Annotated in this window: 20 protein-coding genes; 13 read left to right on the top strand and 7 right to left on the bottom strand. The window is 74.6% G+C overall.

What is annotated here, in order from left to right:
• Window positions 1-91: 91 nt before the first annotated feature.
• Together AB0924_RS03840 and AB0924_RS03835 are read right to left on the bottom strand one after the other, a co-directional pair.
• On the bottom strand, window positions 92-940 hold the full coding sequence (locus AB0924_RS03840; RefSeq protein WP_366910570.1) for a siderophore-interacting protein: 849 nt from the start codon (window positions 938-940) through the stop codon (window positions 92-94).
• Between the two features lie 42 nt (window positions 941-982).
• Window positions 983-1,903, bottom strand: a complete 921-nt coding sequence (locus AB0924_RS03835) for a 5'-3' exonuclease (protein ID WP_358932080.1) — start codon at window positions 1,901-1,903, stop codon at window positions 983-985.
• A 123-nt stretch (window positions 1,904-2,026) separates the two neighbouring features.
• Here AB0924_RS03835 and AB0924_RS03830 point away from each other — a divergent pair, with 123 nt between their 5' ends.
• The 4 genes from AB0924_RS03830 (at window position 2,027) to AB0924_RS03815 (ending at window position 6,627) form a co-directional block, all read left to right on the top strand.
• Window positions 2,027-3,106: a glycine betaine/L-proline ABC transporter ATP-binding protein gene (locus tag AB0924_RS03830; protein WP_358932082.1), complete on the top strand. Its 1,080-nt coding sequence runs from the start codon at window positions 2,027-2,029 to the stop codon at window positions 3,104-3,106.
• Window positions 3,099-4,910: an ABC transporter permease/substrate binding protein gene (locus tag AB0924_RS03825; RefSeq protein WP_366910569.1), complete on the top strand. Its 1,812-nt coding sequence runs from the start codon at window positions 3,099-3,101 to the stop codon at window positions 4,908-4,910. The genes AB0924_RS03830 and AB0924_RS03825 overlap by 8 nt, the downstream gene beginning before the upstream one ends.
• Before the next feature lie 416 nt (window positions 4,911-5,326).
• Complete coding sequence (locus AB0924_RS03820) at window positions 5,327-5,899, top strand: helix-turn-helix domain-containing protein (protein ID WP_358932086.1); 573 nt, start codon at window positions 5,327-5,329, stop codon at window positions 5,897-5,899.
• Between the two features lie 8 nt (window positions 5,900-5,907).
• Entirely contained in the window at window positions 5,908-6,627 is a 720-nt protein-coding gene (locus tag AB0924_RS03815; protein WP_358932262.1) for a helical backbone metal receptor, read from the top strand.
• Here the strand turns inward: AB0924_RS03815 and AB0924_RS03810 are convergent.
• Window positions 6,539-7,696 carry a TDT family transporter gene (locus AB0924_RS03810; protein WP_358932088.1) on the bottom strand — a complete coding sequence of 386 codons (1,158 nt, stop codon included), beginning with the start codon at window positions 7,694-7,696 and terminating at the stop codon, window positions 6,539-6,541. The two genes, AB0924_RS03815 and AB0924_RS03810, sit on opposite strands and share 89 nt — an antisense overlap.
• A 70-nt stretch (window positions 7,697-7,766) precedes the next feature.
• On the opposite strand from AB0924_RS03810, the gene AB0924_RS03805 reads away from it, so the two are divergent.
• On the top strand, window positions 7,767-8,696 hold the full coding sequence (locus AB0924_RS03805; protein WP_358932090.1) for a LysR family transcriptional regulator: 930 nt from the start codon (window positions 7,767-7,769) through the stop codon (window positions 8,694-8,696).
• A gap of 258 nt (window positions 8,697-8,954) precedes the next feature.
• Here AB0924_RS03805 and AB0924_RS03800 read toward each other — a convergent pair whose 3' ends face one another.
• Together AB0924_RS03800 and AB0924_RS03795 are read right to left on the bottom strand one after the other, a co-directional pair.
• Window positions 8,955-9,677 (bottom strand): gamma-glutamyl-gamma-aminobutyrate hydrolase family protein, encoded by a 723-nt coding sequence (locus AB0924_RS03800; protein WP_366910568.1) that lies wholly within the window; start codon window positions 9,675-9,677, stop codon window positions 8,955-8,957.
• A 19-nt stretch (window positions 9,678-9,696) separates the two neighbouring features.
• Entirely contained in the window at window positions 9,697-10,449 is a 753-nt protein-coding gene (locus AB0924_RS03795; protein ID WP_366910567.1) for an FCD domain-containing protein, read from the bottom strand.
• Between the two features lie 96 nt (window positions 10,450-10,545).
• Here AB0924_RS03795 and AB0924_RS03790 point away from each other — a divergent pair, with 96 nt between their 5' ends.
• From AB0924_RS03790 to AB0924_RS03775, 4 genes are read left to right on the top strand one after another with little or no spacing between them, the layout of a single operon-like run.
• Window positions 10,546-11,904: a glutamine synthetase family protein gene (locus AB0924_RS03790; RefSeq protein WP_358932094.1), complete on the top strand. Its 1,359-nt coding sequence runs from the start codon at window positions 10,546-10,548 to the stop codon at window positions 11,902-11,904.
• A gap of 26 nt (window positions 11,905-11,930) precedes the next feature.
• Window positions 11,931-13,304: an aldehyde dehydrogenase family protein gene (locus AB0924_RS03785; RefSeq protein ID WP_358932096.1), complete on the top strand. Its 1,374-nt coding sequence runs from the start codon at window positions 11,931-11,933 to the stop codon at window positions 13,302-13,304.
• Entirely contained in the window at window positions 13,301-14,083 is a 783-nt protein-coding gene (locus AB0924_RS03780; RefSeq protein WP_366910566.1) for a 3-oxoacyl-ACP reductase, read from the top strand. Before AB0924_RS03785 ends, AB0924_RS03780 begins: the two co-directional genes overlap by 4 nt.
• Window positions 14,084-14,109: 26 nt before the next feature.
• A complete protein-coding gene (locus tag AB0924_RS03775; protein WP_366910565.1) occupies window positions 14,110-15,339 on the top strand; it encodes a haloacid dehalogenase-like hydrolase in 1,230 nt (409 codons plus the stop codon).
• A gap of 31 nt (window positions 15,340-15,370) precedes the next feature.
• On the opposite strand, the gene AB0924_RS03770 is transcribed toward AB0924_RS03775, so the two are convergent.
• Window positions 15,371-16,573 carry an amino acid deaminase/aldolase gene (locus tag AB0924_RS03770; RefSeq protein ID WP_358932102.1) on the bottom strand — a complete coding sequence of 401 codons (1,203 nt, stop codon included), beginning with the start codon at window positions 16,571-16,573 and terminating at the stop codon, window positions 15,371-15,373.
• Between the two features lie 270 nt (window positions 16,574-16,843).
• Between AB0924_RS03770 and AB0924_RS03765 the strand changes: the two genes are divergently transcribed.
• Window positions 16,844-18,859 carry a hypothetical protein gene (locus AB0924_RS03765; RefSeq protein WP_366910564.1) on the top strand — a complete coding sequence of 672 codons (2,016 nt, stop codon included), beginning with the start codon at window positions 16,844-16,846 and terminating at the stop codon, window positions 18,857-18,859.
• Window positions 18,856-20,055 carry a type VII secretion-associated serine protease mycosin gene (gene mycP, locus AB0924_RS03760; RefSeq protein ID WP_358932106.1) on the top strand — a complete coding sequence of 400 codons (1,200 nt, stop codon included), beginning with the start codon at window positions 18,856-18,858 and terminating at the stop codon, window positions 20,053-20,055. The genes AB0924_RS03765 and mycP overlap by 4 nt, the downstream gene beginning before the upstream one ends.
• Here the strand turns inward: mycP and AB0924_RS03755 are convergent.
• Complete coding sequence (locus AB0924_RS03755; protein ID WP_366910563.1) at window positions 20,052-20,930, bottom strand: NAD(P)H-binding protein; 879 nt, start codon at window positions 20,928-20,930, stop codon at window positions 20,052-20,054. The genes mycP and AB0924_RS03755 overlap by 4 nt on opposite strands.
• A 371-nt stretch (window positions 20,931-21,301) precedes the next feature.
• Between AB0924_RS03755 and AB0924_RS03750 the strand changes: the two genes are divergently transcribed.
• Together AB0924_RS03750 and AB0924_RS03745 are read left to right on the top strand one after the other, a co-directional pair.
• Window positions 21,302-22,204, top strand: coding sequence for an AfsA-related hotdog domain-containing protein (locus AB0924_RS03750; protein WP_366910562.1), 903 nt, complete (start codon window positions 21,302-21,304; stop codon window positions 22,202-22,204).
• A complete protein-coding gene (locus AB0924_RS03745) occupies window positions 22,201-22,842 on the top strand; it encodes an isoprenylcysteine carboxylmethyltransferase family protein (protein ID WP_358932112.1) in 642 nt (213 codons plus the stop codon). Before AB0924_RS03750 ends, AB0924_RS03745 begins: the two co-directional genes overlap by 4 nt.

Here is a 22,842-nt window from a genome sequence, read left to right as displayed (position 1 = left end):
CAAGGGTACGAGCGGGCCGGCGGGCCGGGTCATCTCCGGCCGCGGACCGGGGGAGTTGCGGGCGGGGACGGCCGCGGTCAGGGTGCCGGGGTCAGGCGGCCGCCGCGCCGCCGCTCTCCTGCTCGGCCTCGATGCGGGCGTTCCACTCCCGCTTGGCGGCCTGCCAGCCGTCCTCGTTGTGGCCGAGGCGCCAGTAGCCGGAGATCGACAGATCCTCGCGCGGGATCTGCAGCTCGACCCGGAGCATCCGGCGCAGCTCCTTCACGAAGGCCGCCTCGCCGTGCACGAAGGCGTGCGGCCGGCCCGCGGGGAACTCCAGCGCCCGTACGGCCTCGATCAGGGCCTGGCCCACCGGCCGGTTCCCGCGGTGCAGCCAGACGACCTCCACATCGGAGTCGATCTTCTGCTCCTCCTCGGGGCCCGCAACCTCCACGAAGGCGTGCGTCCGGGCACCGGCCGGCAGCGTCTCCAGGGCGCGGGCGATCGCGGGCAGCGCGCTCTCGTCACCGGCGAGCAGGTGCCAGTCGGCACTCCGGTCGGGGGCGTAGGCGCCGCCGGGGCCGCTGAAGCGCAGGGTGTCGCCGAGGCGCGCCCGCGTGGCCCAGGGTCCGGCCAGCCCCTCGTCGCCGTGGATCACGAAGTCCAGCGTCAGCTCCCGGTGCTCGGGATCCCAGGCGCGCACGGTGTACGTCCGGGTCACCGGCCACTGCTCACGCGGGAACTCCGCCCGGACGCGCTCCAGGTCGAAGGGCTCGGGATAGGTGACGCCCTCGGGGCCGAACAGCAGCTTCACGTAGTGGTCGGTGCAGGTGTCCGCGGCGAACCCGGCGAGACCCTCGCCACCGAGCACCACGCGCTGCATGTGCGGGGTCAGCCGCTCGGTCCGCACCACCTGGGCGGTATAGGGCTTGCGCGGCTTTCGTCCCGGACGCTCTGCCATCACGGCCTCCTGCTGCATTGGTTAGGTTTACCTAAGTTAGCATCACGTACCGAGCGTCGTCAGCAGTCGCCCCAGGGAGCCGCCCAGTCCCCAGCGCGCCGCCAGTGCCTCCAGGCCCGCCGGATCGCGCGGGGCGCGCGGCAGGGTGGTGTCGACGTCCGGCAGCGGGACGTCACCGGCCACCCGCACCACCTTCGGCGCGACGGCGAGGTACGGCCGGGCCTCGGTCAGCCGCTTGCGCTGCGACGGCGTGAGCCTCGCCCGCGGGTCGTCGGCCGCAGCCATGATCCCGGCCAGGTCGCCGAACTCGGCGAGCAGCTTGGCGGCCGTCTTCTCGCCGATCCCGGCCACGCCCGGCAGGCCGTCGCTCGGGTCGCCGCGCAGCAGCGCCAGATCCGCGTACCCGCGCCCGTCGACCCCATACTTCTCGCGCAGCACCGCCTCGTCGGTCAGCTGCAGCGTGCCGACGCCCTTCAGCGGGTAGAGCACCCGGACGCCGCGCTCGTCGTCGACGAGCTGGTACAGGTCGCGGTCGCCGGTGACGATGTCCACGGAGCCGCCGGCCCGCGCGGTGAACGTGCCGATCACGTCGTCCGCCTCGTACCCCGCGACCCCGACCCGGGCGATGCCGATGGCGTCCAGCACCGCCTCGATGACCGGTACCTGCGGGGAGAGCGTGTCCGGCACCTCCTCCTCGTCGGGCGCGCCCTCGTGCTCCGCGGCGACGCGGTGCGCCTTGTACGTCGGGATCAGGTCCACCCGCCACTGCGGCCGCCAGTCGGCGTCCATGCAGGCCACCAGCCGCTGCGGCCGGTGGTCCTTCACCAGCCGGTCGATGAAGTCGAGCAGTCCGCGCACCGCGTTCACCGGGGTGCCGTCCGGCGCCTTCACGGAGTCCGGTACGCCGAAGTAGGCGCGGAAGTAGAGCGAGGCGGTGTCGAGGAGCATGAGTCGTCCGGTCACGCTCGCATCATGCCGTACGCCACTGACACGGCCCCGTTGTGACGTAAGACACTTAAAAGTTTGACCAATCAGGATCGGGGGAGGCGCGGCTTCTGTCATGTACGGCCGAGACGAGAGGCACGCGTGCAACCAAGGCTTGAGGCCGAGCACCTGTTCAAGGTGTTCGGCAGACGACCGGACCAGGCAGTGGAGAAGCTGCGCGAGAGCACCGACCGGGAGGAACTGCGCGCCGACGGCACCACCGCAGCCGTCATCGACGCCTCCTTCCAGGTCGAGGCGGGCGAGATATTCGTCGTCATGGGTCTGTCGGGCTCCGGCAAGTCCACCCTGCTGCGGATGCTCAACGGTCTGCTCGAGCCGACCGCCGGCCGCGTCCGCTTCGACGGCCAGGACCTGACCGGGCTCAGCGACCGTGAGCTGCGCGAACTGCGCTCGAAGAAGATCAGCATGGTCTTCCAGCACTTCGCGCTCTTCCCGCACCGCAGCGTCCGCGAGAACGCCGCCTACGGCCTGTCCGTGCAGGGCGTGCCCCGCGCCGAGCGCGAACGCCGCGCCGACGAGGCGCTCGCCCTGTGCGGTCTGGCCGGCTGGGAGGACTCCTGGCCCGACGAGCTGTCCGGCGGCATGCAGCAGCGCGTCGGCCTCGCCCGCGCCCTGGCCACCGACGCGGACCTGCTGCTGATGGACGAGTCCTTCAGTGCCCTGGACCCGCTGATCCGCCGCGACATGCAGGACCAGCTGCTGGAGCTGCAGAAGACCCTGAAGAAGACCATCGTCTTCATCACCCACGACCTCAACGAGGCCATGCGTCTCGGCGACCGCATCGCCGTCATGCGCGACGGCCGGATCGTCCAGACCGGCACCGCCGAGGACATCCTGCTGCGCCCGGCGGACGACTACGTCGCCTCCTTCATCAAGGACGTCGACCGCTCCCGGGTGCTGACCGCCGCCGCGGTGATGGACACCGGCGTCCGCGGCGACGAGGCCGACTGCGGCTGCGAGACGGCCGCCCCCGGCACGCCCTTCACCGAGCTGTGCGCGATCAGCGCCCGGCTCAGCCACCCCGTCGCCGTCGTGGACGCCGGCCGCGGACTCGTCGGCGTCGTGCCGCGGCAGCGTCTGGTCGGCCTCCTCGGCGACGAACAGGGCGACCCCACCGCCTGCGACAACGACAACGGCGGAAAGGTGATCGCCCGTGCCTAGGATCCCTCTCGGCGACTGGGCCGACTCCGGTGTCAACTGGCTCGTCGACCACCTGTCCTGGCTCTTCGACGCGATCCGCGCGGTCATGGAGGGCATGTACGACGGCATCGACGCCGTCCTCGCCGCGCCCGCGCCGCTGCTCATGGCCGGCATCCTCGGCGTGATCGCCTGGTGGCTGCGTGGTCTGCTCGGCGGCGTCCTCGCCTTCGCCGGGTTCGCGCTGGTCGACTCGCTCGACCTGTGGGACCGGGCGATGTCCACGCTGGCCCTCGTCCTGGTGGCTACGGTGATCGCCCTGGTGATCTCCATCCCGCTGGGCATCTGGGCCGCCCGCTCCAAGGCGGTCAGCGCGGCCGTGCGGCCCGTCCTGGACCTGCTCCAGACCATGCCGTCGATGGTCCTGCTGATCCCCGCGATGCTCTTCTTCGGCCTCGGCACCGCCGCGGGTGTCGTCGCCACCCTGATCTTCGCGCTCGCCCCCGGCGTCCGCATGACCGAGCTGGGCATCCGGCAGGTCGACGCCGAACTGGTCGAGGCCGCGGAGGCGTTCGGCACCACGCCGCGCGACACCCTGTGGCGCGTGCAGATGCCGCTGGCCCTGCCGACCATCATGGCCGGCGTCAACCAGGTGATCATGCTGGGCCTGTCCATGGTCGTCATCGCCGGCATGGTCGGCACCGGCGGCCTCGGCGGCGCGGTCAACGAGGCCATCGGCCAGCTCGACATCGGCTACGGCTTCGAGGCGGGCGTCGGCATCGTCGTCCTCGCCATCTACCTGGACCGGGTCACCGGCGCCCTCGGCACCCAGCTCTCCCCGCTCGGCCGCAGGGCCGCCGCCAAGACCCGGACGACGACCTGGTCGTACCGTCCGCGCCCGGTGGTCGCCGTCGCCGGCGTGGTCGCCCTCGCGCTCGTGGCGGGCGGTCTGGGCGTCTTCGGCTCCTCCGGCACCTCCGAGGCCTCCGGCACCGACATCGGCCGGGGCAAGGAGATCAACATCGGCTACATCCCCTGGGACGAGGGCATCGCCTCCACCTTCCTGTGGAAGGAGTTGTTGGAGCAGCGCGGCTTCAAGGTGAACACCACCCAGTACGCGGCCGGCCCCCTCTACACCGGCCTCGCCACCGGCCAGCTCGACTTCGAGACCGACTCCTGGCTGCCCACCACGCACGCCGAGTACTGGAAGAAGTACGGCGACAAGCTGGACGACCTCGGCAAGTGGTACGGCCCCACCTCCCTCGAGCTGTCCGTCCCGTCCTACGTGAAGGACGTGAACTCCTTGGCGGACCTGAAGGACCACGCCTCCGAGTTCGGCGGCAAGATCGTCGGTATCGAGCCCAGCGCCGGCATGATGGGCATGCTCAAGGACAAGGTCCTCAAGAGTTACGGCCTGCAGGGCAAGTACCAGGTCATCGACGGCTCCACGCCCGCGATGCTCGCCGAGCTCAAGCGCGCCTACGCCAAGAAGGAGCCGGTCGTCGTCACCCTGTGGTCGCCGCACTGGGCGTACAGCGACTACGACCTGAAGAAGCTGAAGGACCCCGCGGGCGCCTGGGGCAAGGGCGACGGCGTGCACACCCTCGCCCGCAAGGGCTTCGCCGCCGACAACCCCGAGGTCGGCGCCTGGCTCAAGAACTTCTCGATGACCGAGAAGCAGCTCACCGGACTGGAGGCGCAGATCCAGAAGTCCGGCAAGGGCAAGGAGCAGGACGCCGTCCGTACCTGGCTGAAGCAGCACCCGGGCATGGCCGACAAGTGGGCGCCGATCGACCGCAAGGGCCACGAGAGCCAGGCGGCCGGATGACCTGACCGTCCCGGCCGTCACCCGAGGGGCGGGTGCCGCGAACACGTCCTCCGCGGGCGTGCCCGCGGCACCCGCCCCTCGCGGTTTTTCCGGGTCCCGGCACGCCTTCGTGGCCTTCCCGACGCTCCCCGGATCATCCACGGTAAGGATCCGGCCAACCACGGAGGGTAATGAACACGGCCCCCGCGGAACATCGGGGGCCGTCCGGGCCTTGGAACAAGGGAGACCCGTCCCGCATCACCAGCCGCCGCACTGGCGTGAACCGTGGGGGTGCGGGCCCACCGGCGTGTCAGGGATGTGACAGGCGCGTGAAACGGTTTGCCGAACATGCGTAGGGTGCAGACAACTCTTCAGGGGACCGCCCGGCGACGGGCGTCCGGCCGGCGGCACGACGAGTGAAGGAGGGAGCCGGAGCGATGGGCGACCACAAAGAGCAGCAGCCCGTGCGGGTGGGCGCGGCCGTACGGCGGCGGCGTCGCTCGCTGGAGCTCACGCTCGCCGTCGTGGCCGAGCGCACCGGCCTCTCGGTGCCCTTCCTCAGCCAGGTCGAGAACGACAAGGCCCGCCCGAGCCGCGGCTCCCTGGAGAAGCTCGCCGACGCCCTGCGCACCACGGCGGTGGAACTCCTCGCCGCCGCCGACCCCGCGGCCAGCGTCGACGTCGTACGCGCCGAGCCCGTCACCGAGTCCGACTTCCTGCCCCGCACCCGGTCCCTGGTGCGCGGCCACCACCAGCTGCACGCCTCGGAGTTCACCGGCGACCACGACGCCGGGCGCGAGTTCCAGCACCGCAACGACGAGCTGATGTACGTCGCCGACGGCGCCGTCGAGATCGAGGCCGAGGGCCGCGCCTACCGCCTGGGCCGCGGCGACACCCTGTATCTGACCGGCGGGGTCCGCCACCGCTGGCGCGCGACGGTCCCGGACACCCGGGTGATCGTGGTGGCGGTCGCCGAGCACATCGAGGCCGTGCAGGACCGGGCGCGCTAGCTGTCGTGGTGCGCGTCGTCTCCCTGGTGCCCTCGCTGACCGAGGCGGTGGCCGAATCGCTGCCCGGCGTGCTGGCCGGGGTCACCGACTGGTGCACGCACCCGCCGGACCTCGGGGCCGTCCGGATCGGCGGCACCAAGAACCCGGCCGTCGACCGGATCGTCGCCCTCGCCCCCGACCTGGTGATCGCCAACGAGGAGGAGAACCGCGCCCCCGACCTGGACGCCCTGCGTACGGCGGGTCTTGAGGTGCTGGTCACCGAGGTGCGGACGGTGCCACAGGCGTTCCGCGAGCTGGACCGGGTGCTGACGGCGTGCGGCGCGCCGGCCCGGCCCCGCTGGCTGGACGAGGCGGAGGCGGCCTGGGCGGAGCTGCCCGAACCCCCGGCCCCGACGACGGCGGTCGTGCCCGTCTGGCGCCGCCCCTGGATGGTGCTGGGCCGGGACACCTTCGCGGGTGACGTGCTGGCCCGCCTCGGCGTGCGCCACCTGTACGCCGGCCATCCCGACCGCTACCCCCGGGTGCCCCTGGCGGAGTTGTTGGCGGCGGACCCGGACCTGGTCGTCCTGCCGGACGAGCCCTACCGCTTCACCACCGGGGACGGCCCCGAGGCCTTCCCCGGCCTGCGCTGCGCACTGGTCAGCGGACGCCACCTGACCTGGTACGGGCCGTCGCTGGCCGAGGCGCCGCGGGTGCTGGGCGGGGCGCTTCGGGCAGCTCACCGCTGAGCAGCCCGCGTACCGTCCCCGACGCGGCCGCCAGCCATGCGACGGCCAGCAGGCCGTAGAGACCGGTGGCCAGCGCGTCGTACGCCGCGAGCCCGGTGTGCCCGGCGAGAGAGGCCGCGCCGGTGACGCAGGTGCCCACCGGGAAGGTGAACGCCCACCAGGTCATCGAGAACCCCATGCCCCGCCGCCGGGCCCGCACCACGTGCGCCGAGGCGAGTGCCAGCCACAGCAGCGCGAACCCCATGACCGGCACCCCGTACAGCACCGCGAACACCCCGAGGCCGCGGTCGTAGGGCGCCGGTACGACCCCGGGGGCCGCGTCCGCGATCAGCCCGACGGCGGTGGTGGACTGCCCGAGCGGACCGAGGACCAGGAACAGCACCGGGGTGAGCGCGAGCGGCAGCGGGCCGGAGACCAGCGGCCGGGCGAAGACGAGCGGCAGTGTCGCCAGCGTGGCCAGCAGGCTCAGCCCGAACAGCGCGAAGCACCCCAGCAGCAGCGTCTCTCGCGGCTGCCCCGGCGGCAGCAGCGGCACGAGGCGCGGCCCGGCCGCGGCGGAGACCATCGGCGCGACGAGCGGCAGCAGCCAGGACGGGCCGGCCTCGCGGGGCCCGCCCCGGTGGTGCGCGGCCATCAGGTACGGCACGGCGACGGCGGCCGCGAGCCCCACCGCGGTACCGGCGGTGAACAGGACCGCGTCGAGCGCCAGCGCGGGGCCGGTGCCGATCCAGTCCCGGCCGACCGTCGCCGCACCGCCGCCCACCGCCAGCAGGGCCATCGACAGGCAGCCGTAGAAGGGGGCCACGGCCGGGTCCAGGAGGTGGGCGCGGGCCCGGTCGCGGTGGTGCGTCCAGTGCCGGGCGCGGGCGGCCAGCAGGGCCGCCAAAGCGACGAGGGACAGCGTCCACAGCGCGGTGCACACCCCGCGCAGCCCGGGGACCTGCGCCCGGAGCGCGGCACCGGCCGTGCCGACGACCGAGGTGCCCATGACGCAGGCGTACCAGTTGGGGCCGAGGTGCCGGACCCGGGCGGCACGTGCGGTGGGCAGGGAGTGGGCTGCGATGACCATGTCCGTACGATCCCGCCGCCGGCCCCGGCCGGCCAGGGAGTACCGGTGTATGGGGGCATAAGCTGGTCTTATGAGCGAGCGGAACGCGACGGACGACGGCCTGCCCGGCGGCTCGCTGGCGCACCGGGTGCCCGACCTCGGCGCGCTGGAACTGCTGCTGGCCGTGGCGCGGCTGGGCAGCCTCGGCGCGGCGGCCCGGGAGGTGGGCATCACCCAGCCCGCCGCCAGCAGCCGGCTGCGCTCGATGGAACGGCAGCTCGGGGTGGCCCTGGTCGACCGCTCACCGCGCGGTTCCCGGCTCACCGACGCGGGCGCCCTGGTGACGGACTGGGCCCGGCGGGTGGTGGAGGCGGCGGCGGCCTTCGACGCGGGCGCGCGGGCGCTGCGCGACCGGCGCGACTCCCGGCTGCGGGTCGCGGCGAGCATGACCATCGCCGAGTACCTGCTGCCGGGCTGGCTGCTCGCCCTGCACGCCGAGCGGCCCGACACCGCGGTGTCCCTGCTCGCGGGCAACTCGGCGAAGGTCGCGGAACTCCTCCTGGACGGCGAGGCGGACCTGGGCTTCGTGGAGGGCCTGACGCTTCCCGCGGGCCTGGACTCGGCGGTGATCGCCCGGGACCGTCTGATCGTCGTCACGGCACCCGGGCATCCCTGGGCCCGCCGCCGGCGCCCGCTCACCCCGTCCGAACTGGCGGCCACCCCGCTGATCCTGCGCGAACGCGGCTCCGGCACCCGCCAGGTGCTGGACACGGCGCTCGGCGGCCTGGCCCGGCCGCTGATCGAACTGTCCTCCACCACGGCGGTGAAGGCCTCGGCGGTGAGCGGCGCCGGTCCGTCGGTGCTGAGCGAGCTGGCGGTGGGGGAGGAGCTGGCGATGCGGCGTCTGGTGCGCATCCCGGTCGAGGGCGTCGCCCTGCGCCGTGACCTGCGCGCGGTGTGGCCGACGGGACACCGGCCCACCGGACCGGCACGGGAACTGCTGTCGCTGACGCGAGGCTGAGGTCCTCCGGGCACCGCACGCCGGGCGCCGGACGCTGGGCGCCGGACGCCGGACGCTGGACCCCGGACCCCGGACGCCGGACGCCGGACGCCGGACGCCGGACCCCGGACGCCGGACGCCGGACGCCGGACGCCGGACCCCGGACGCCGGACCGGACCCCGGCGCCGGACCGGACCCCGGACGCCGAACCGGACCCCGGACCGGACCCCAGTCCCTGAGCCCGGACCCCAGTCCCCAGTCCCCCGACCCCGGTCCGGCTCAGGACGTGGCGGCCCGTACCAGGGCCCGCATGACCCGGGTGTCGTCCCCCATCTCCGGATGCCACTGGACCCCGAGCACCCAGCCCTCCCCGGGCGGCAGCTCAACCGCCTCCACGGTCCCGTCCGCCGTGTGCGCGGAGGGCACCAGCCCCTGCCCGAGCCGCTCCACCGCCTGATGGTGGTACGTCGGCACGGTCACCTCCTCCGGGACGATCCCGGCGTACCGGGTCCCCGGCACGGGCTTCACCGGATGCCCTCCGAAGACGCCGACCAGCTCCGCGTGCCCGTCCAGGTGCTGCACGAGCGTGCCGCCGAGGGCGACGTTCAGCAGCTGCATGCCCCGGCAGATCCCCAGCAGCGGCACCCCGGCCGTCAACGCCGCCTCGATCAGGGCCAGTTCCCAGGCGTCCCGCTCCGGCGCGGGCCGCCCCGTACGGGGGGACCGCTCGGCGCCGTAGCGCGCCGGGTCGACGTCCGGGCCGCCCGCCACGACCAGCCCGTCCAGCCGGGCCACCACGGCGGCGGCCCGCGCGGGCTCGTCCGGCGGCAGCATGGCGGCCAGCCCGCCGGCCCGCTGCACCAGCCGCGGATACGCGGCCGGCAGCAGCGCGGCCGCCAGCTCCCACACCCCCCACCGCGCACCCGGCTCCAGATACGTGCTCACACCGATCAGCGGCCGCACCGTCCCACCGCCCTTCCCGAAACGCAAAGGTCCACCCATGTACCTTTGCAGAGCCCGGTCATGCCAGAAACCCCCGCAGCAGCGCCGCCGTGCCCGCGCAGTGCTCGCGCATCACCTCCCGCGCCCCGTCCGCGTCCCCGTCCAGCACCGCCTCGACCAGCGCGGTGTGCTGCCGCTGCGAGTGCTCCAGGTTGCGCACCAGCAGCGGGATGCAGTCCAGCAGGTCGTTGACGCTCGCCCGCACCGCCGCGTACCGGGCGGCCAGTGACGGCGAACCGCTCAGCTCGGCCAGCGTCAGGTGCAGCAGCGTGTCCCGCCGCCGGTAGTCGGGGAGCGGGGCCTCGTGGGTGCGGCGCAGGGCCTCGCGCAGCAGCCCGGCCCGCTCCGGGGTCAGCCCGTGCGCCGCGCACAGCCCCGCCGCGCCCACCTCCAGCACCTCGCGGAAGCGCAGCACGTCCTCGATGTCCACCTCGGCGATCCGCCGCCGCAGCTCGTCCTCGCCGCCCGCGTCCGCGCGCGGCAGCACGAACGTCCCGCCGTACCGCCCGCGCCGTGACTCCACCAGACCCTGGTCCTGCAGCACCTTCAGTACCTCGCGCAGCGTCACCCGGCTGATGCCGAGCCGCTCCGCCAGCTCCCGTTCGGCGGGCAGCCGCTCACCGCCAGGCACCAGGCCGAGCCGTACCACCTGGAGGATCTGCTCCAGGGCCTCCTCGAAGCCGTTGCCGGCCCGCACCGGCCGCAGCACCGGAGCGAGCCGGTCGTCCGCCGCCCGCGCCCGCCCGCCCCGTGCGTCCGTTTCCCGCGGCATCCGGCCGTGCCCCCTTCCCAGGCAAAGGTCGTGAGCAATACCTTATGGCTCCCGGTCCGGCCGAAAAAGTGCCGAACAGCCGAAGGAGGATCTCCCGTGGCAGACCGCACACCCCCACTGAGCGTCGAGGAACTGCGCGCACTCGTCGCCGGCGGTGAGATCGACACGGTCGTCCTGGCCTTCCCCGACATGCAGGGGCGGCTGCAGGGCAAGCGGTTCGCCGCCCGCTTCTTCCTCGACGAGGTCCTGCACCACGGCACCGAGGGCTGCAACTACCTCCTCGCCGTGGACACCGAGATGAACACGGTCGACGGCTACGCGATGTCCTCCTGGGACCGCGGCTACGGCGACTTCGCCATGCACCCGGACCCCGCCACCCTGCGCCGCGTCCCCTGGCACCCCGGCACCGCCCTGCTCGTCGCCGACCTCGCCTGGAACGACGGCGCCCCGGTCGTCGCCGCGCCCCGCCAGGTCCTGCGCCGCCAGCTCGAACGGCTCGCCGAGCTCGGCTACACCGCCCAGGTCGGCACCGAGCTGGAGTTCATCGTCTTCAAGGACAGCTACGAACAGGCCTGGAACGCGAACTACCAGGGCCTCACCCCGGCCAACCAGTACAACGTCGACTACTCCATCCTCGGCACCGGCCGCGTCGAGCCCCTGCTGCGCCGGCTGCGCAACGACATGGCGGGCGCCGGGCTGACCGTGGAGTCCGCCAAGGGCGAGTGCAACCCGGGCCAGCACGAGATCGCCTTCCGCTACGACGAGGCCCTCGTCACCTGCGACCAGCACGCCCTGTACAAGACCGGCGCCAAGGAGATCGCCGCCCAGGAGGGCGTCTCGATCACCTTCATGGCCAAGTACGACGAGCGCGAGGGCAACTCCTGCCACATCCACCTCTCGCTGGCCGACGCCGACGGCGACAACGCCATGGCCGGACCCGACGGCATGTCCGACGTGATGCGGCACTTCCTCGCCGGGCAGCTCGCCGCCCTGCGCGACCTATGCCTCCTCTACGCCCCCAACATCAACTCCTACAAGCGGTTCCAGCCCGGCTCCTTCGCGCCCACCGCCGTCGCCTGGGGCCACGACAACCGCACCTGCGCGCTCCGCGTGGTCGGCCACGGCCGCTCCCTGCGCTTCGAGAACCGCCTCCCCGGCGGCGACGTCAACCCCTACCTCGCCGTCGCCGCACTGGTCGCGGCCGGTCTGCACGGCGTCGAGCAGCGACTCGAACTGCCCGAGCCCTGTCCCGGCAACGCCTACACCGCGGACTTCGAGCACGTGCCCACCACCCTGCGCGAGGCCGCCGAGCTCTGGGAGAACAGCCCCGTGGCCAAGGCCGCCTTCGGCGACGAGGTCGTGGCCCACTACCGGAACATGGCCCGCGTCGAACTGGCCGCCTTCGACGCCGCGGTCACCGACTGGGAACTGCGCCGCTCCTTCGAACGCCTGTGATGCGAACGCCTGTGAAAGGTCCCCACGTGTCCGACCCGCACGAGCTGAAGGTCCTCAACCCCGCCACCGAGGAGGTCGTCGCCACCGTCCCCGCCGCCGGCGCGCCGGACGTGGACGCCGCCGTCGCCCGGGCCGCGCGCGTCCAGCCCCAGTGGGCCGCGCTCGCGCCCGCCGACCGGGCCCGGCTGCTGCGCCGCTTCGCCGACACCGTCGACGGCCACGTCGAGGAACTGGCCCGGCTGGAGGTCCGCGAGGCCGGGCACACCATCGGAAACGCCCGCTGGGAGGCCGGCAACGCCCGCGACCTGCTGCTGTACGCGGCGGGCGGTGCCGAGCGCGTCCTCGGCAGCCAGATCCCGGCGCCCGGCGGCTGGAACGTCACCTTCCAGGAGCCCCTCGGCGTCATCGGGGTGATCGCCCCCTGGAACTTCCCCATGCCCATCGCCGCCTGGGGCTCCTTCCCGGCGCTCGCCGCGGGCAACGCCGTCGTCCTCAAGCCCGCCGAGACCACCCCGCTCACCGCCCTCCGCCTCGCCGAACTCGCCCTGGAGGCGGGCCTTCCCGAGCACCTCTTCCAGGTGCTGCCCGGTCACGGCCACACCGCCGGACGCGCACTGGTGGACCACCCGGACATCGCCAAGATCGTGTTCACCGGCTCCACGAGCACCGGCCGCGAGGTCATGGAGCGCTGCGCCCGGCTGGTCAAGCCGGTCACCCTGGAACTCGGCGGCAAGAGCCCGAACGTCGTCTTCGCCGACGCCGACCTCGAGACCGCCCTCGACCCCTTCTCCTTCCTGGACAACGCCGGCCAGGACTGCTGCGCCCGCACCCGCGTCCTGGTGCAGGAAGCGGTGTACGAGGAGGCCCGCGAATTCCTGGCCGGCGCGCTGGCCGCCGTCGTCGTGGGCGACCCGGCCGACGAGAAGACGCGGATGGGTCCGCTGATCTCCCGTCAGCAGCTCGACCGGGTACGGTCCTTCGTGCCCGAGGACGCCCCCGCCCTGCGCGGCGTCGCCCCCGACGGCCCCGGCTTCTGGTTCCCGCCGACCGTGCTCACCGGCGAACGGCCCGACTCCCCGGCGGCCCGCGAGGAGATCTTCGGACCGGTCGCCGTCCTGCTGCCCTTCACCGACGAGGAGGACGCGGTCCGCCTCGCCAACGACACCCCCTACGGCCTGTCCGGATCCGTCTGGACCCGGGACGTCGGCCGCGCCCTGCGCGTCTCCCGGGCCGTCCGCGCGGGCAACCTGTCCGTGAACTCCCACTCCAGCGTCCGCTACTGGACCCCGTTCGGCGGCTTCAAGCAGTCCGGACTCGGCCGCGAGCTCGGACCCGACGCCCTGACCGCCTTCACCGAGACCAAGAACGTCTTCATCAGCACGGAGGGCCCCGCACAGTGAACGCAGAACACGTCTGCCGCCGTCTGGTCGGCCGTACCGCCGTCGTCACCGGAGCCGGCAGCGGCATCGGCCTCGCCACCGCCCGCCGGCTCGCCTCCGAAGGAGCCCACGTCGTCTGCGGAGACGTCGACGAGGAGCACGGCAAGGCCGCCGCCGACGAGACCGGCGGGCTCTTCGTGAAGGCCGACGTCACCGACCCCGGGCAGGTCGAGGCGCTGTTCGCGGCGGCCCACGACACCTACGGCAGCGTCGACGTCGCCTTCAACAACGCCGGCATCTCCCCGCCCGACGACGACTCCATCCTGGACACCGGCCTGGAGGCCTGGAAGCGCGTCCAGGAGGCCAACCTCACCTCCGTCTACCTCTGCTGCAAGGCCGCCATCCCGTACATGCGGCGCCAGGGCCGGGGCTCCATCATCAACACGGCGTCCTTCGTGGCCCGGATGGGAGCGGCCACCTCGCAGATCTCGTACACCGCCTCCAAGGGCGGCGTGCTCGCCATGTCCCGTGAACTGGGCGTGCAGTTCGCCCGGGAGGGGATCAGGGTCAACGCCCTGTGCCCGGGCCCGGTCGACACCCCGCTGCTGCGGGAACTGTTCGCCAAGGACCCGGAGCGCGCCGCGCGCCGCCTGGTGCACATCCCCGTCGGGCGGTTCGCCCGGGCCGAGGAGATCGCCGCCGCCGTCGCCTTCCTGGCCAGCGACGACTCCTCCTTCGTCAACGCCACCGACTTCCTGGTGGACGGCGGGATCTCGGGCGCGTACGTCACCCCTCTGTAAGGGGCAGAGGTGTAGGTTCCGCGCATATGCGACTACTTCTCGCGTGGACCCTGGCAGCGGCCGCCGCCCTGGCGGCCGCGCCCACCGCGCCGTCGGCGCGGCCCGGCTGCCCCCGGCTGACCACCTCCTGGCACGGCGACAACCGCGCCCGTCTGCAACACGTCATCGACGCCCGCGGCACCTGCTCCGGGCACACCGGCGCGGTCGCCGCGTTCGACTGGGACAACACGGTCACCAAGAACGACGTCACCGACGCCACCCTCTCCTGGGCCCTGCGCCAAGACCGCCTGCCGCGTCCCGCCCGCTGGAAGGACACCAGCGCCTGGCTGACCGAGGCCGCCGACAAAGCCCTGACGGCCGCCTGCGGCACCGGGGCGGGCGCGCCCCTCAGGACCTCCACCGAGCCGCGCTGCACGGACGAGATCCTCGAGATCCGCGAGAACGCCACCACCATGAGCGGCGCCCGCGCCTTCGCGGGCCACTGGAACCACCGGCGCACGGTCCCGCAGTACGCCTGGATCCCGCAGCTCTTCGCCGGCCGCACCCCCGCCGAACTCGCCTCCTACGCCCGCGCCGCCCGCCGCGAGGCCCTGGCCGCCCCGGTCGGCGCGACCCGCACCCTCGGCACCCACACGGTCCCCGCCTACGTCCGCCACTACGCCCAGCAGCGCGACCTCATCCGCACCCTGCACCGGGCCGGTTTCCGGGTCTACGTCGTCTCCGCGGGCGCCGAGCCCGTCACCGAGGTCTGGTCCAGGGGCGTCGGCGTGGACGCGGCGCACACGATCGCCATCCGCCCGGTCCTGGACCGCCGGGGCCGGATCACCACCCGGACCGAGGGCTGCGGCGGCGTCCCGGCGACCCGCGGATCGGTCATCCCGTACATCGACGGCAAACGCTGCTGGATCAACCAGGAGGTCTACGGCGTGCGGGGCGCCGCCGCCTGGCAGCGGCAGCCCTGGGAGCGCCGGCCCGCCCTCGCGGCCGGCGACGCCGACACCGACGTCACCTTCGTCGGCGACTCCACCGGCGCCCACCTGGTGATCGACCGCGGCAAACCGGAACTGATGTGCCGGGCCTACGACGACGCCGACCACCGCTGGCTGGTGAACCCCATGTTCATCGACCCGCTGCCGCGCCGGACCGAGCCGTACCGGTGCTCGACCACTGCCTGGACCGCGCCCGACGGCACGCCCGGACCGGTCCGGCGCGCCGACGGCTCGGTGGTGCCGGACCAGGCCGGCCCGATGCCCTGAGCGCCCGGCGGGCGCGGTTCGGGGGCTCGGCTCACAGGAAGGTGCGGCCCTCACCGCGATACGTGGGCACGGCCGCCGTGACCGTGTCGCCCTCGACCAGGTGCAGCACGTCGAACCGCTCGCACAGCTCGCCCGCCTTGGCGTGCCGGAACCACACCTTGTCGCCGATCAGCAGATCGTCGGCGGGCGAGCCGAGCAGCGGGGTCTGCACCTCGCCCGGACCCTCCTGCGGGTCGTACGCCAGCCCCTCCGGCAGGTACGGCACCGGCAGCCGGTCGGGGCCGGCGGCGCCGGAGGCCGGATAGCCGCCGCCCAGCACGGTGACGACACCCACGCCGGGCCGCCGCACGACGGGCTGTGCGAACAGGGCGGCCGGACGCCCGGTGAAGGACGTGTAGTTGTCGAAGAGCCGGGGCACGTAGAGCCCCGAACCGGCGGCGATCTCGGTGACCGCGTCCTCGGCGGCGGTGTGCTGCACGCTGCCCGTCCCGCCGCCGTTGACGAACTCCAGGCCGGGCGCCACGGCGCGTACCGCCCGCACCACCGCCGCGCGCCGCTCGGCCAACTCCCGCCGTGCGGCGGCCTGCATCAGCCGGATCGCCCGCGAGCGCAGCGGCCGCCCGGCCACCGCGTCCCCGACCCCGGCGACATGACCCTCGTACGCCATGATCCCCACCAGCCGGAAGCCCGGCCGCCGGGCCACCGCCCGTGCCAGCTCGGCGAGCTGGGCGGGGGAGTGCAGCGGCGAGCGCCGGGCCCCGACCCGCACCCGGCCGCCCAGCAGCCGCAGCGAGGTGTCCAACTCCAGGCAGACGCGCACCACTTCACGACCGCCGTCGCGGGCCGCGTCGATCAGGTCGAGCTGCGCCACGTCGTCCACCATCACGGTGACCGCGCCGGCGAGCTTGGGATCGGCGGCCATTTCCGCGAACCCCGCCCGGTCGGCGGACGGATAGGCGAGGAGGACGTCGTCGAACCCGGAGCGGGCCAGCCACAGGGACTCGGCGAGCGTGAACGACATGATGCCCTGGAAACCGTCCCTGGCCAGGATCCGCTCCAGCAGGGCCCGGCAGCGCACGGACTTGCTGGCGACCCGCACCGGCTTGCCGCCGGCCCGGCGCAGGAGGTCGTCCGCGTTCGCGTCGAACGCCTCCAGGTCCACGATCGCGAGAGGGGCGTCCAGATGGGCGGTGGCCCGGTCATAACGGGCCCGGTCGGCGGCGCGCGCAGTCATGACGGAAGCGTGCCAGACAGGATTACCGCAGGGTAGGGGGACGATACGGGCAGATGCCACCGGCTCGTGGACTGGTTCTCGTTCTCTCCCGGACAACCCGTAGAGTGACGCGCACGACGGCGGAACGCTCCCGGCCGCATCACCTGAACCGGGATGCCGGTCCAGCCGTACGGGTATGCGTGCCCGGACGGAGCTTCGCACCGGGCACGGCCGAGCAGCACAGCGGCCCGCTTGCGGAAGACGGCCCGGGCACGAGGAAACGGGGGGTGCATGAGCACGGAAGCGCGCCGCGCCCCGATCCCACCGCGCCCCGCCGACCCGCCCCGCCCCGCCACCCCACCGCGCCCGACCAACGCGCCCCAGGGCCACGCCCCTGAGACCGTCGCGGCGCCCCCGGGCGCACGGGCGTCCGCCCCGCCGGCCGGTGACGCGGAGCCGGGCGGCCGCGGCGGCCGGGGGACGAACCGCGCCCCAGCCGCGCCCGCCGCCCAGCCGGGTGACCGGGGCGGCGAGTCCTGGACCGGGCACGGGCCCGTGGGCCGGGGCGGCACGGCGCCCGGGAACGCCGGTGAGCCGAGCCACCACCGAGGCCGGGGCGCCCGCGCCGACGCGGCCGTGCCCTCCCCTCCGGGCGCACGTCGTCCCGAGGCCCCCACTCCTGCCGAGCCCGCCTCCCCGGCGGACGACGCCGACGACGAGGAGCCCTCGGTCTTCGCACCGCGTGCCGCGCGGAACCCGGCCGGCCGGGCCCCGGAGGAGACGCGGCAGGGCGGCGAGCGGTCCGGCGCCGCGCGCGCGGCCGACGGCCCCCGCTTCCCCGCCTTCCCCTCCGCCGCCGTCCCCGGTGGCGCCGACCCGTCGGGCCCGCCTCCGCCGCCCGCCTCCGCCCGCTTCCCCGACGCCCCGCCGACCGCGGCACGCGCCGTGGCCCCGGCCCGACGGCCCGGCGCTCCGGCGGAGTCCGCGGCGGAGACGACGACCCGGCTGCGGCCCGTCCCGGCTGCGCCGGAACAGCGTCGTTCCGGTTCCGCCGCCTCGGCGGCGCGGCCGGGCGCATCCGCCGAGTCCGCGGCGGAGACGACGACCCGGCTGCGGCCGGTCCCGGCGGCGCCCGAGCAGCGCCGCTCCGGTTCCGCGTCCGGGTCCGCCCCGGGCCGTGGCGGCTCGGTCCCGGCGTCCGGCCCCGACCGCCCGGCCTCCGGGCAGCGGCCCGCCGCCACCCGCCCGGCCTCCGCGCAGGCTCCCGCAGGCCCTGCCTCCCAGCCGCCGCCCGCTCCCGACCGCTCGGCCTCCGGGCAGCGGCCCGCCCCGTCCCCCCGCGCCGCGACCCCGCCGGCCCCGGCGTCGCCGCCGGGGTCCGGCCCGCGTGACGGGCGGCCCGCGTGGAGTCCGGGCGACCCCGCCCGCCCCGCGAGCCCCGCGCCGGTGTCGCCGGATCCGGTCCTGTCCTGGAGCGCGGACGGGGCCGGCCGGCCCTTCGTGTCGTTCGGGGCGCCCGAGTACGGGGAGCGCCCACGCACCCGGACCCCGGCGTGGCTGGGCCCCCGCACCGCCGCTGCCGCCGCCTGCCTGGTCCTCGGCCTCGGCCTCATCGGCGGTGCGGTGACCGGGAGTTGGCTCACCGGCGACGGTCCCGACGGCAAGGCGGGCACCGGGTTCAGCGCGGCCGGCACGCTGTGGCACAGCGTGCCCGTGGACCGGCTGTTCCCGCCCACCGTCCAGGGCACCGGCGCCGGTCCCGGCGGCGCCGACCGGACCTGGACGCGGATCGCCGTCGCCCCGGACAGCGGCTGCGCCGGCGCCTTCGACCCGCTGCTGCGCAAGGTCCTCGCCCCGGTCGGCTGCCGGCGGCTCCTGCGCGCCACGTACACCGACGCCACCCAGAGCCACGTCACAACCGTGGGCCTGCTGTTCACCAAGGGCGACCCCGCCGCCATGTCCGCGCTCGCGGCCCGCTTCCGCGACGAACACTTGGACCGGCGCGCCGACCTTATGCCCCGGCCGTACGCCGCCAAGGGCACCGCCGCGGCCCGGTTCGGCGACGGGCAGCGCGCCACCTGGACCGTCTCCGTCCTCACCGACGCCCCCGTCGTCGCCTACGCCGTGTCCGGCTGGGCCGACGGCCGTACGGTCGACTCGCCGCAGCCCGCCGCCGACGCCGCACGGTCCGGCGCCGGCTCGGCAGCAGCCCAGGCCGGCCTCGGCCAGGAGGCGCAGGGGCTGGCCGACCGCGTCGAACGCCGGCTGCGCCAGACCGCCGGACCGGCCACGGAGAGCCCCTCATGAGACGAACGACGCGCCGCCGCCCGCGCGGGGCCGGGTCGGCGGTGAGCCTGCTGCTCGCCGGCTCCCTCGTCCTGCTGCCGTCCGCCGCCGCCCACGCCGACGGCATCCGCGCCCAGCAGTGGAGCCTGTCCGCCCTGCGCCTGGACGAGGCCTGGCAGACCACCAAGGGCCGGGGCGTCACCGTCGCCGTGCTCGACACCGGGGTCGAGGCCGACCACCCGGACCTGGCCGGCAACGTCCTCGCCGCCAAGGACATGATCGGTTTCGGCGCCGGTCCCGGCGACCGCGACTGGGCCCGGCACGGCACCGCCATGGCCGGCATCATCGCCGGACACGGCCACGGCGCCGGACACACCGCAGGCGTCATGGGCGTCGCCCCCGAGGCGAAGATCCTGCCCGTGCGGGTCATCCTCGAGGACGGCGACTCCGCCCGCGGCAAGGCCCGTACCACCCGGGGGAACGCCCTCGCCGACGGCATCCGCTGGGCCGCCGACCACGGCGCCGACGTCATCAACCTCTCCCTCGGCGACGACTCCGACTCCGCCCATCCGGAGCCGAGCGAGGACGAGGCCGTGCAGTACGCCCTGAAGAAGGGCGTGGTGGTCGTGGCCTCCGCGGGCAACGGCGGCGCCAAGGGCGACCACGTCTCCTACCCGGCCGCCTACCCGGGCGTCATCGCCGCCACCGCCGTCGACCGCTACGGCACCCGCGCCTCCTTCTCCACCCGCCGCTGGTACGCGGCGGTCAGCGCGCCCGGCGTGAACGTCGTGATCGCCGACCCCGACCACAAGTACTACGAGGGCTGGGGCACCTCGGCCGCCGCCGCGTACGTCTCGGGCGCGGCGGCCCTGGTCACGGCGGCCCATCCGGAGCTGACCCCGGCCCAGGTCAAGAAGGTCCTGGAGGACACCGCCCGCGACGCCCCGGTGGGCGGCCGGGACGACTCCCGCGGCTTCGGCATGATCGACCCCGCGGCGGCCCTGAAGGCCGCGGCCCGCCTCGAACCCCGGAGCCTGCGCCCGGCCTCGTACGGGGAGAAGTACTTCGGCCCCGGCCCGGACACCGCCAGGGCCACCGCGTCCACGTCCGGCTGGGCGGGCCCGCTCGCGGGCGGCACCGGCGCGGTGCTGCTGGTGGCCGGTGCGGTCCTGTGGCGGGGCCGGAACCAGGGGCGGCGGCGGAACGAGGAGTACTAGACCCGCGCGGCCCCGGAGAGCACCGCGGGCACCCGTGCGAACGCCTCCCGGTGGTCCGCCGCCCACCGCGCGTACGACCGGGCCGGACGGCCGGTGAGGCGGACGAAGGCCGGGTCCACCGTGGCCTTGCGGCCCCTCGACTGTCGCTCGGCGCCGCGCAGCAGAGCTTCGACCACATGCGGCGGATGACGGCGCGACCAGCGGGCCGCGGCCTGCTCCGCCGTCAGTTCGCGGCACACCAGCGGACGGCCCAGCACCCTGGAAAGCTGCCAGGTCTGCCCCTCCGCGGAGATCCCCTCCGGGCCGGTGAGCGCGTGGATCCGGCCCGCGTGCCCGGGTGAGGTCAGCGCGGCCACCGCGACCTCGGCGATGTCACGGGGATCGACGCAGGCGGTCGGCGCCCCGGGGTGCAGGGCGTGCACCACGCCCTCGGAGCGGATCGAGCCCGCCCACGCCAGCGTGTTCGACATGAACGCGCGCGGGCGCAGCACCGTCCACTCCAGGCCGCAGGCGCGCAGGAGGTCCTCGCAGTCCCGCTGCCAGCGCGTGATCAGGTCGTCGGCGTCGTCCTCACCGGCCGCGTACGCGGACAGCTTCACCACGTGCCGCAGCCCGGCCGCCTCCGCGGCCCGCAGGAAGCGTGCGTCGCTGTCGCCGCCGGGATCACGGGTGACCAGGAACGCCCGGTCCACCCCCGCGAGAGCGCGCAGCAGGGAGCCGTGGTCCTGGTACGAGCCGACGGCCACCTCTCCGCCCGGGCCGAGCGCCGGCAGCCGGGCCGGGTCACGGCAGAACACCCGCACGGGGCCGGCCGACGCCAGCGTCCGCGCCACCTCGCCGCCCACCACACCGGTCGCGCCCGTCACCAGAATCATGCGGAGACCTCCCCAGCGGGATCACGGGGAACGGACCCGGCCGGCGACCGCGTCCGGACCCTCGAAAAGCGAACGGATGACCGATCGTGGTCCGTACCGCTGACCCGTCGCTGACATGCGGACAACGCTGTCATGCCGGACGACGCTGCCGCCGGCAGGGGTCAGCGGCATGTCAGGTGGCTCGTCAAGACTGCCGCGAACACCGGGCCGACGACGGCCCGCAGCGGCCGGCCACCGGGCCCGGCGCCGCGGACGCGCCCCACGCGGTGGACCGGGGGCCGCGCGGCGCGCCGCCACCGCGAGCACGGGACTACGACGCCGCGGGCCGGCCCGAGCCGAGCGACAGCACAGTCAGGAATCGAGGAAGACGGATGACCACGCCAACGACCCGAGCCCAGACACGCGTTCAGCAGACCGGCCACGGCCCCGCCGGGGCACCGCACCCCGCGGCCCGGGGCTACGACGCCGACTCCTGGCTCACCCACCTCACCGTCGACCAGGGCGACCCGTTCTTCTACGACCACCCGCTGGACCACGTCCCCGGCATGCTCCTGGTGTGCGCCATGGCCGACGCCGTCAGCGACCGCGTCGACGTCCCGGCCGGCGCCCGGGTGAAATGGGTCGTCAACTTCCGGGTGATGCCCGAGCTGACCCCGGGCCTGGTGCTCTACGCCGCGCCGCCGGAGAACGGCCGCCACACCCTGCGCGTCACCCAGGGTCCGACCGTCGTCTCGGACAGCTGGTTCACCCTCACCACGGACCCGGAGGGCGACCGGCCCGGCGCGGCGCCCCTGCCGTCCGCCCCGGCCGCCGAACCCGCCCGTGCCTTCCTGGTGCACCGCACCCGCCCGGAGAACGTCATGCTCGGCGAACCCCTCGCCGGCGACGGCGTGTTCACCGCTCCGGTCCTGCTGCCGGAGGCCGGGCACACGCTGGCGAGCCGGCGCCCGGGCCGGCGCTCGGTGAAGTCGGTCGTCGAGGCCGGCCGCCAGTTCGCCACCTGGCTCTCGCACCGGGTCGGCGGCTGGCCGGACGAGGTGCAGATGCTGTGGCTGCGGCTCACCGCCGAGCTGCCCGCCGACCTGCCCGCCACGCTCCCGCTGGCGCTGCGCTGGCGGCAGACCCGCATGTCCGACGACAAGGCCCGGCTCACCTTCGAGCTGATCGCCGGGGAGGGGCCGGGCACCAGGATCGGCAGCCTCGTCTACGTCAGCAAGGGCCTGACCCCCGAGGCCTACCGGTCCTTCCGCGCCGGTGCCGGGGCGGCGGCATGAACCAGCGCCTCGTCGTCCTCGTCCTGCGCGCCCTGCTGCCGCTGACCTGCGCCCTGTTCGCCCTCGCCATCGCGCTCCAGCTCACCTCGGACACCGCGGGACCGCACGCCGTGGCCGCCGTGTTCGCGGGCCTCTACGTGCTGTGGATCCTGGCCGAGACCGGCATCACCGTGCGCCACCCCAAGCAGTCCGCCGCCGAGAACAGCACCCTGCTGCCGTACGCCCTGACCCGGGCCGGCACCGGTGTCTCCGCGGTGCTGTGGCCGCTGCCCTGGCACACCTGGTCGGTGTGGCTGACCGTGCCGGTCGTGGTGTTCACCGCGTCCGTCGCGCTGCGCCTGACCGCCATCCGCACCCTCGGCCGCTTCTACTCCCACCACGTGGTCCGCTACTCCGACCACTCCATCGTCACCCACGGCCCCTACCGGCACGTACGGCATCCGGCGTACACCGGGATGCTGCTGGCCAACGCCGCGTTCGTGGCGTTCTTCTGCAACCCGCTCAGCGTGCTGTTCCTGCTCGTCCTGGCCACGGTGATCGTGTGGCGGATCCGGGTCGAGGAGCGCGTGCTGTGGGCCGTCCCCGGATACCCGGGATACGCGGGCGGCCGGGCGCGGCTGCTGCCGGGGGTGTGGTAG

It is taken from the genome of Streptomyces sp. NPDC047869 (assembly GCF_040704065.1).
Taxonomy (GTDB): domain Bacteria; phylum Actinomycetota; class Actinomycetes; order Streptomycetales; family Streptomycetaceae; genus Streptomyces.
Note: the sequence above shows the minus strand (reverse complement) of the source record. Positions and strands in the feature narration are given on the sequence as shown.

What these genes read in the sequence shown, in the direction of transcription:
- AB0924_RS03840 (WP_366910570.1), bottom strand. Translation starts at nt 940, where the DNA reads ATGGCAGAGCGTCCGGGACGAAAGCCGCGCAAGCCCTATACCGCCCAG.
- AB0924_RS03820 (WP_358932086.1), top strand. Translation starts at nt 5,327, where the DNA reads ATGGGCGACCACAAAGAGCAGCAGCCCGTGCGGGTGGGCGCGGCCGTA.
- AB0924_RS03810 (WP_358932088.1), bottom strand. Translation starts at nt 7,696, where the DNA reads ATGGTCATCGCAGCCCACTCCCTGCCCACCGCACGTGCCGCCCGGGTC.
- AB0924_RS03805 (WP_358932090.1), top strand. Translation starts at nt 7,767, where the DNA reads ATGAGCGAGCGGAACGCGACGGACGACGGCCTGCCCGGCGGCTCGCTG.
- AB0924_RS03800 (WP_366910568.1), bottom strand. Translation starts at nt 9,677, where the DNA reads ATGGGTGGACCTTTGCGTTTCGGGAAGGGCGGTGGGACGGTGCGGCCG.
- AB0924_RS03795 (WP_366910567.1), bottom strand. Translation starts at nt 10,449, where the DNA reads ATGCCGCGGGAAACGGACGCACGGGGCGGGCGGGCGCGGGCGGCGGAC.
- AB0924_RS03775 (WP_366910565.1), top strand. Translation starts at nt 14,110, where the DNA reads ATGCGACTACTTCTCGCGTGGACCCTGGCAGCGGCCGCCGCCCTGGCG.
- AB0924_RS03770 (WP_358932102.1), bottom strand. Translation starts at nt 16,573, where the DNA reads ATGACTGCGCGCGCCGCCGACCGGGCCCGTTATGACCGGGCCACCGCC.
- AB0924_RS03765 (WP_366910564.1), top strand. Translation starts at nt 16,844, where the DNA reads ATGAGCACGGAAGCGCGCCGCGCCCCGATCCCACCGCGCCCCGCCGAC.
- mycP (WP_358932106.1), top strand. Translation starts at nt 18,856, where the DNA reads ATGAGACGAACGACGCGCCGCCGCCCGCGCGGGGCCGGGTCGGCGGTG.
- AB0924_RS03755 (WP_366910563.1), bottom strand. Translation starts at nt 20,930, where the DNA reads ATGATTCTGGTGACGGGCGCGACCGGTGTGGTGGGCGGCGAGGTGGCG.
- AB0924_RS03750 (WP_366910562.1), top strand. Translation starts at nt 21,302, where the DNA reads ATGACCACGCCAACGACCCGAGCCCAGACACGCGTTCAGCAGACCGGC.
- AB0924_RS03745 (WP_358932112.1), top strand. Translation starts at nt 22,201, where the DNA reads ATGAACCAGCGCCTCGTCGTCCTCGTCCTGCGCGCCCTGCTGCCGCTG.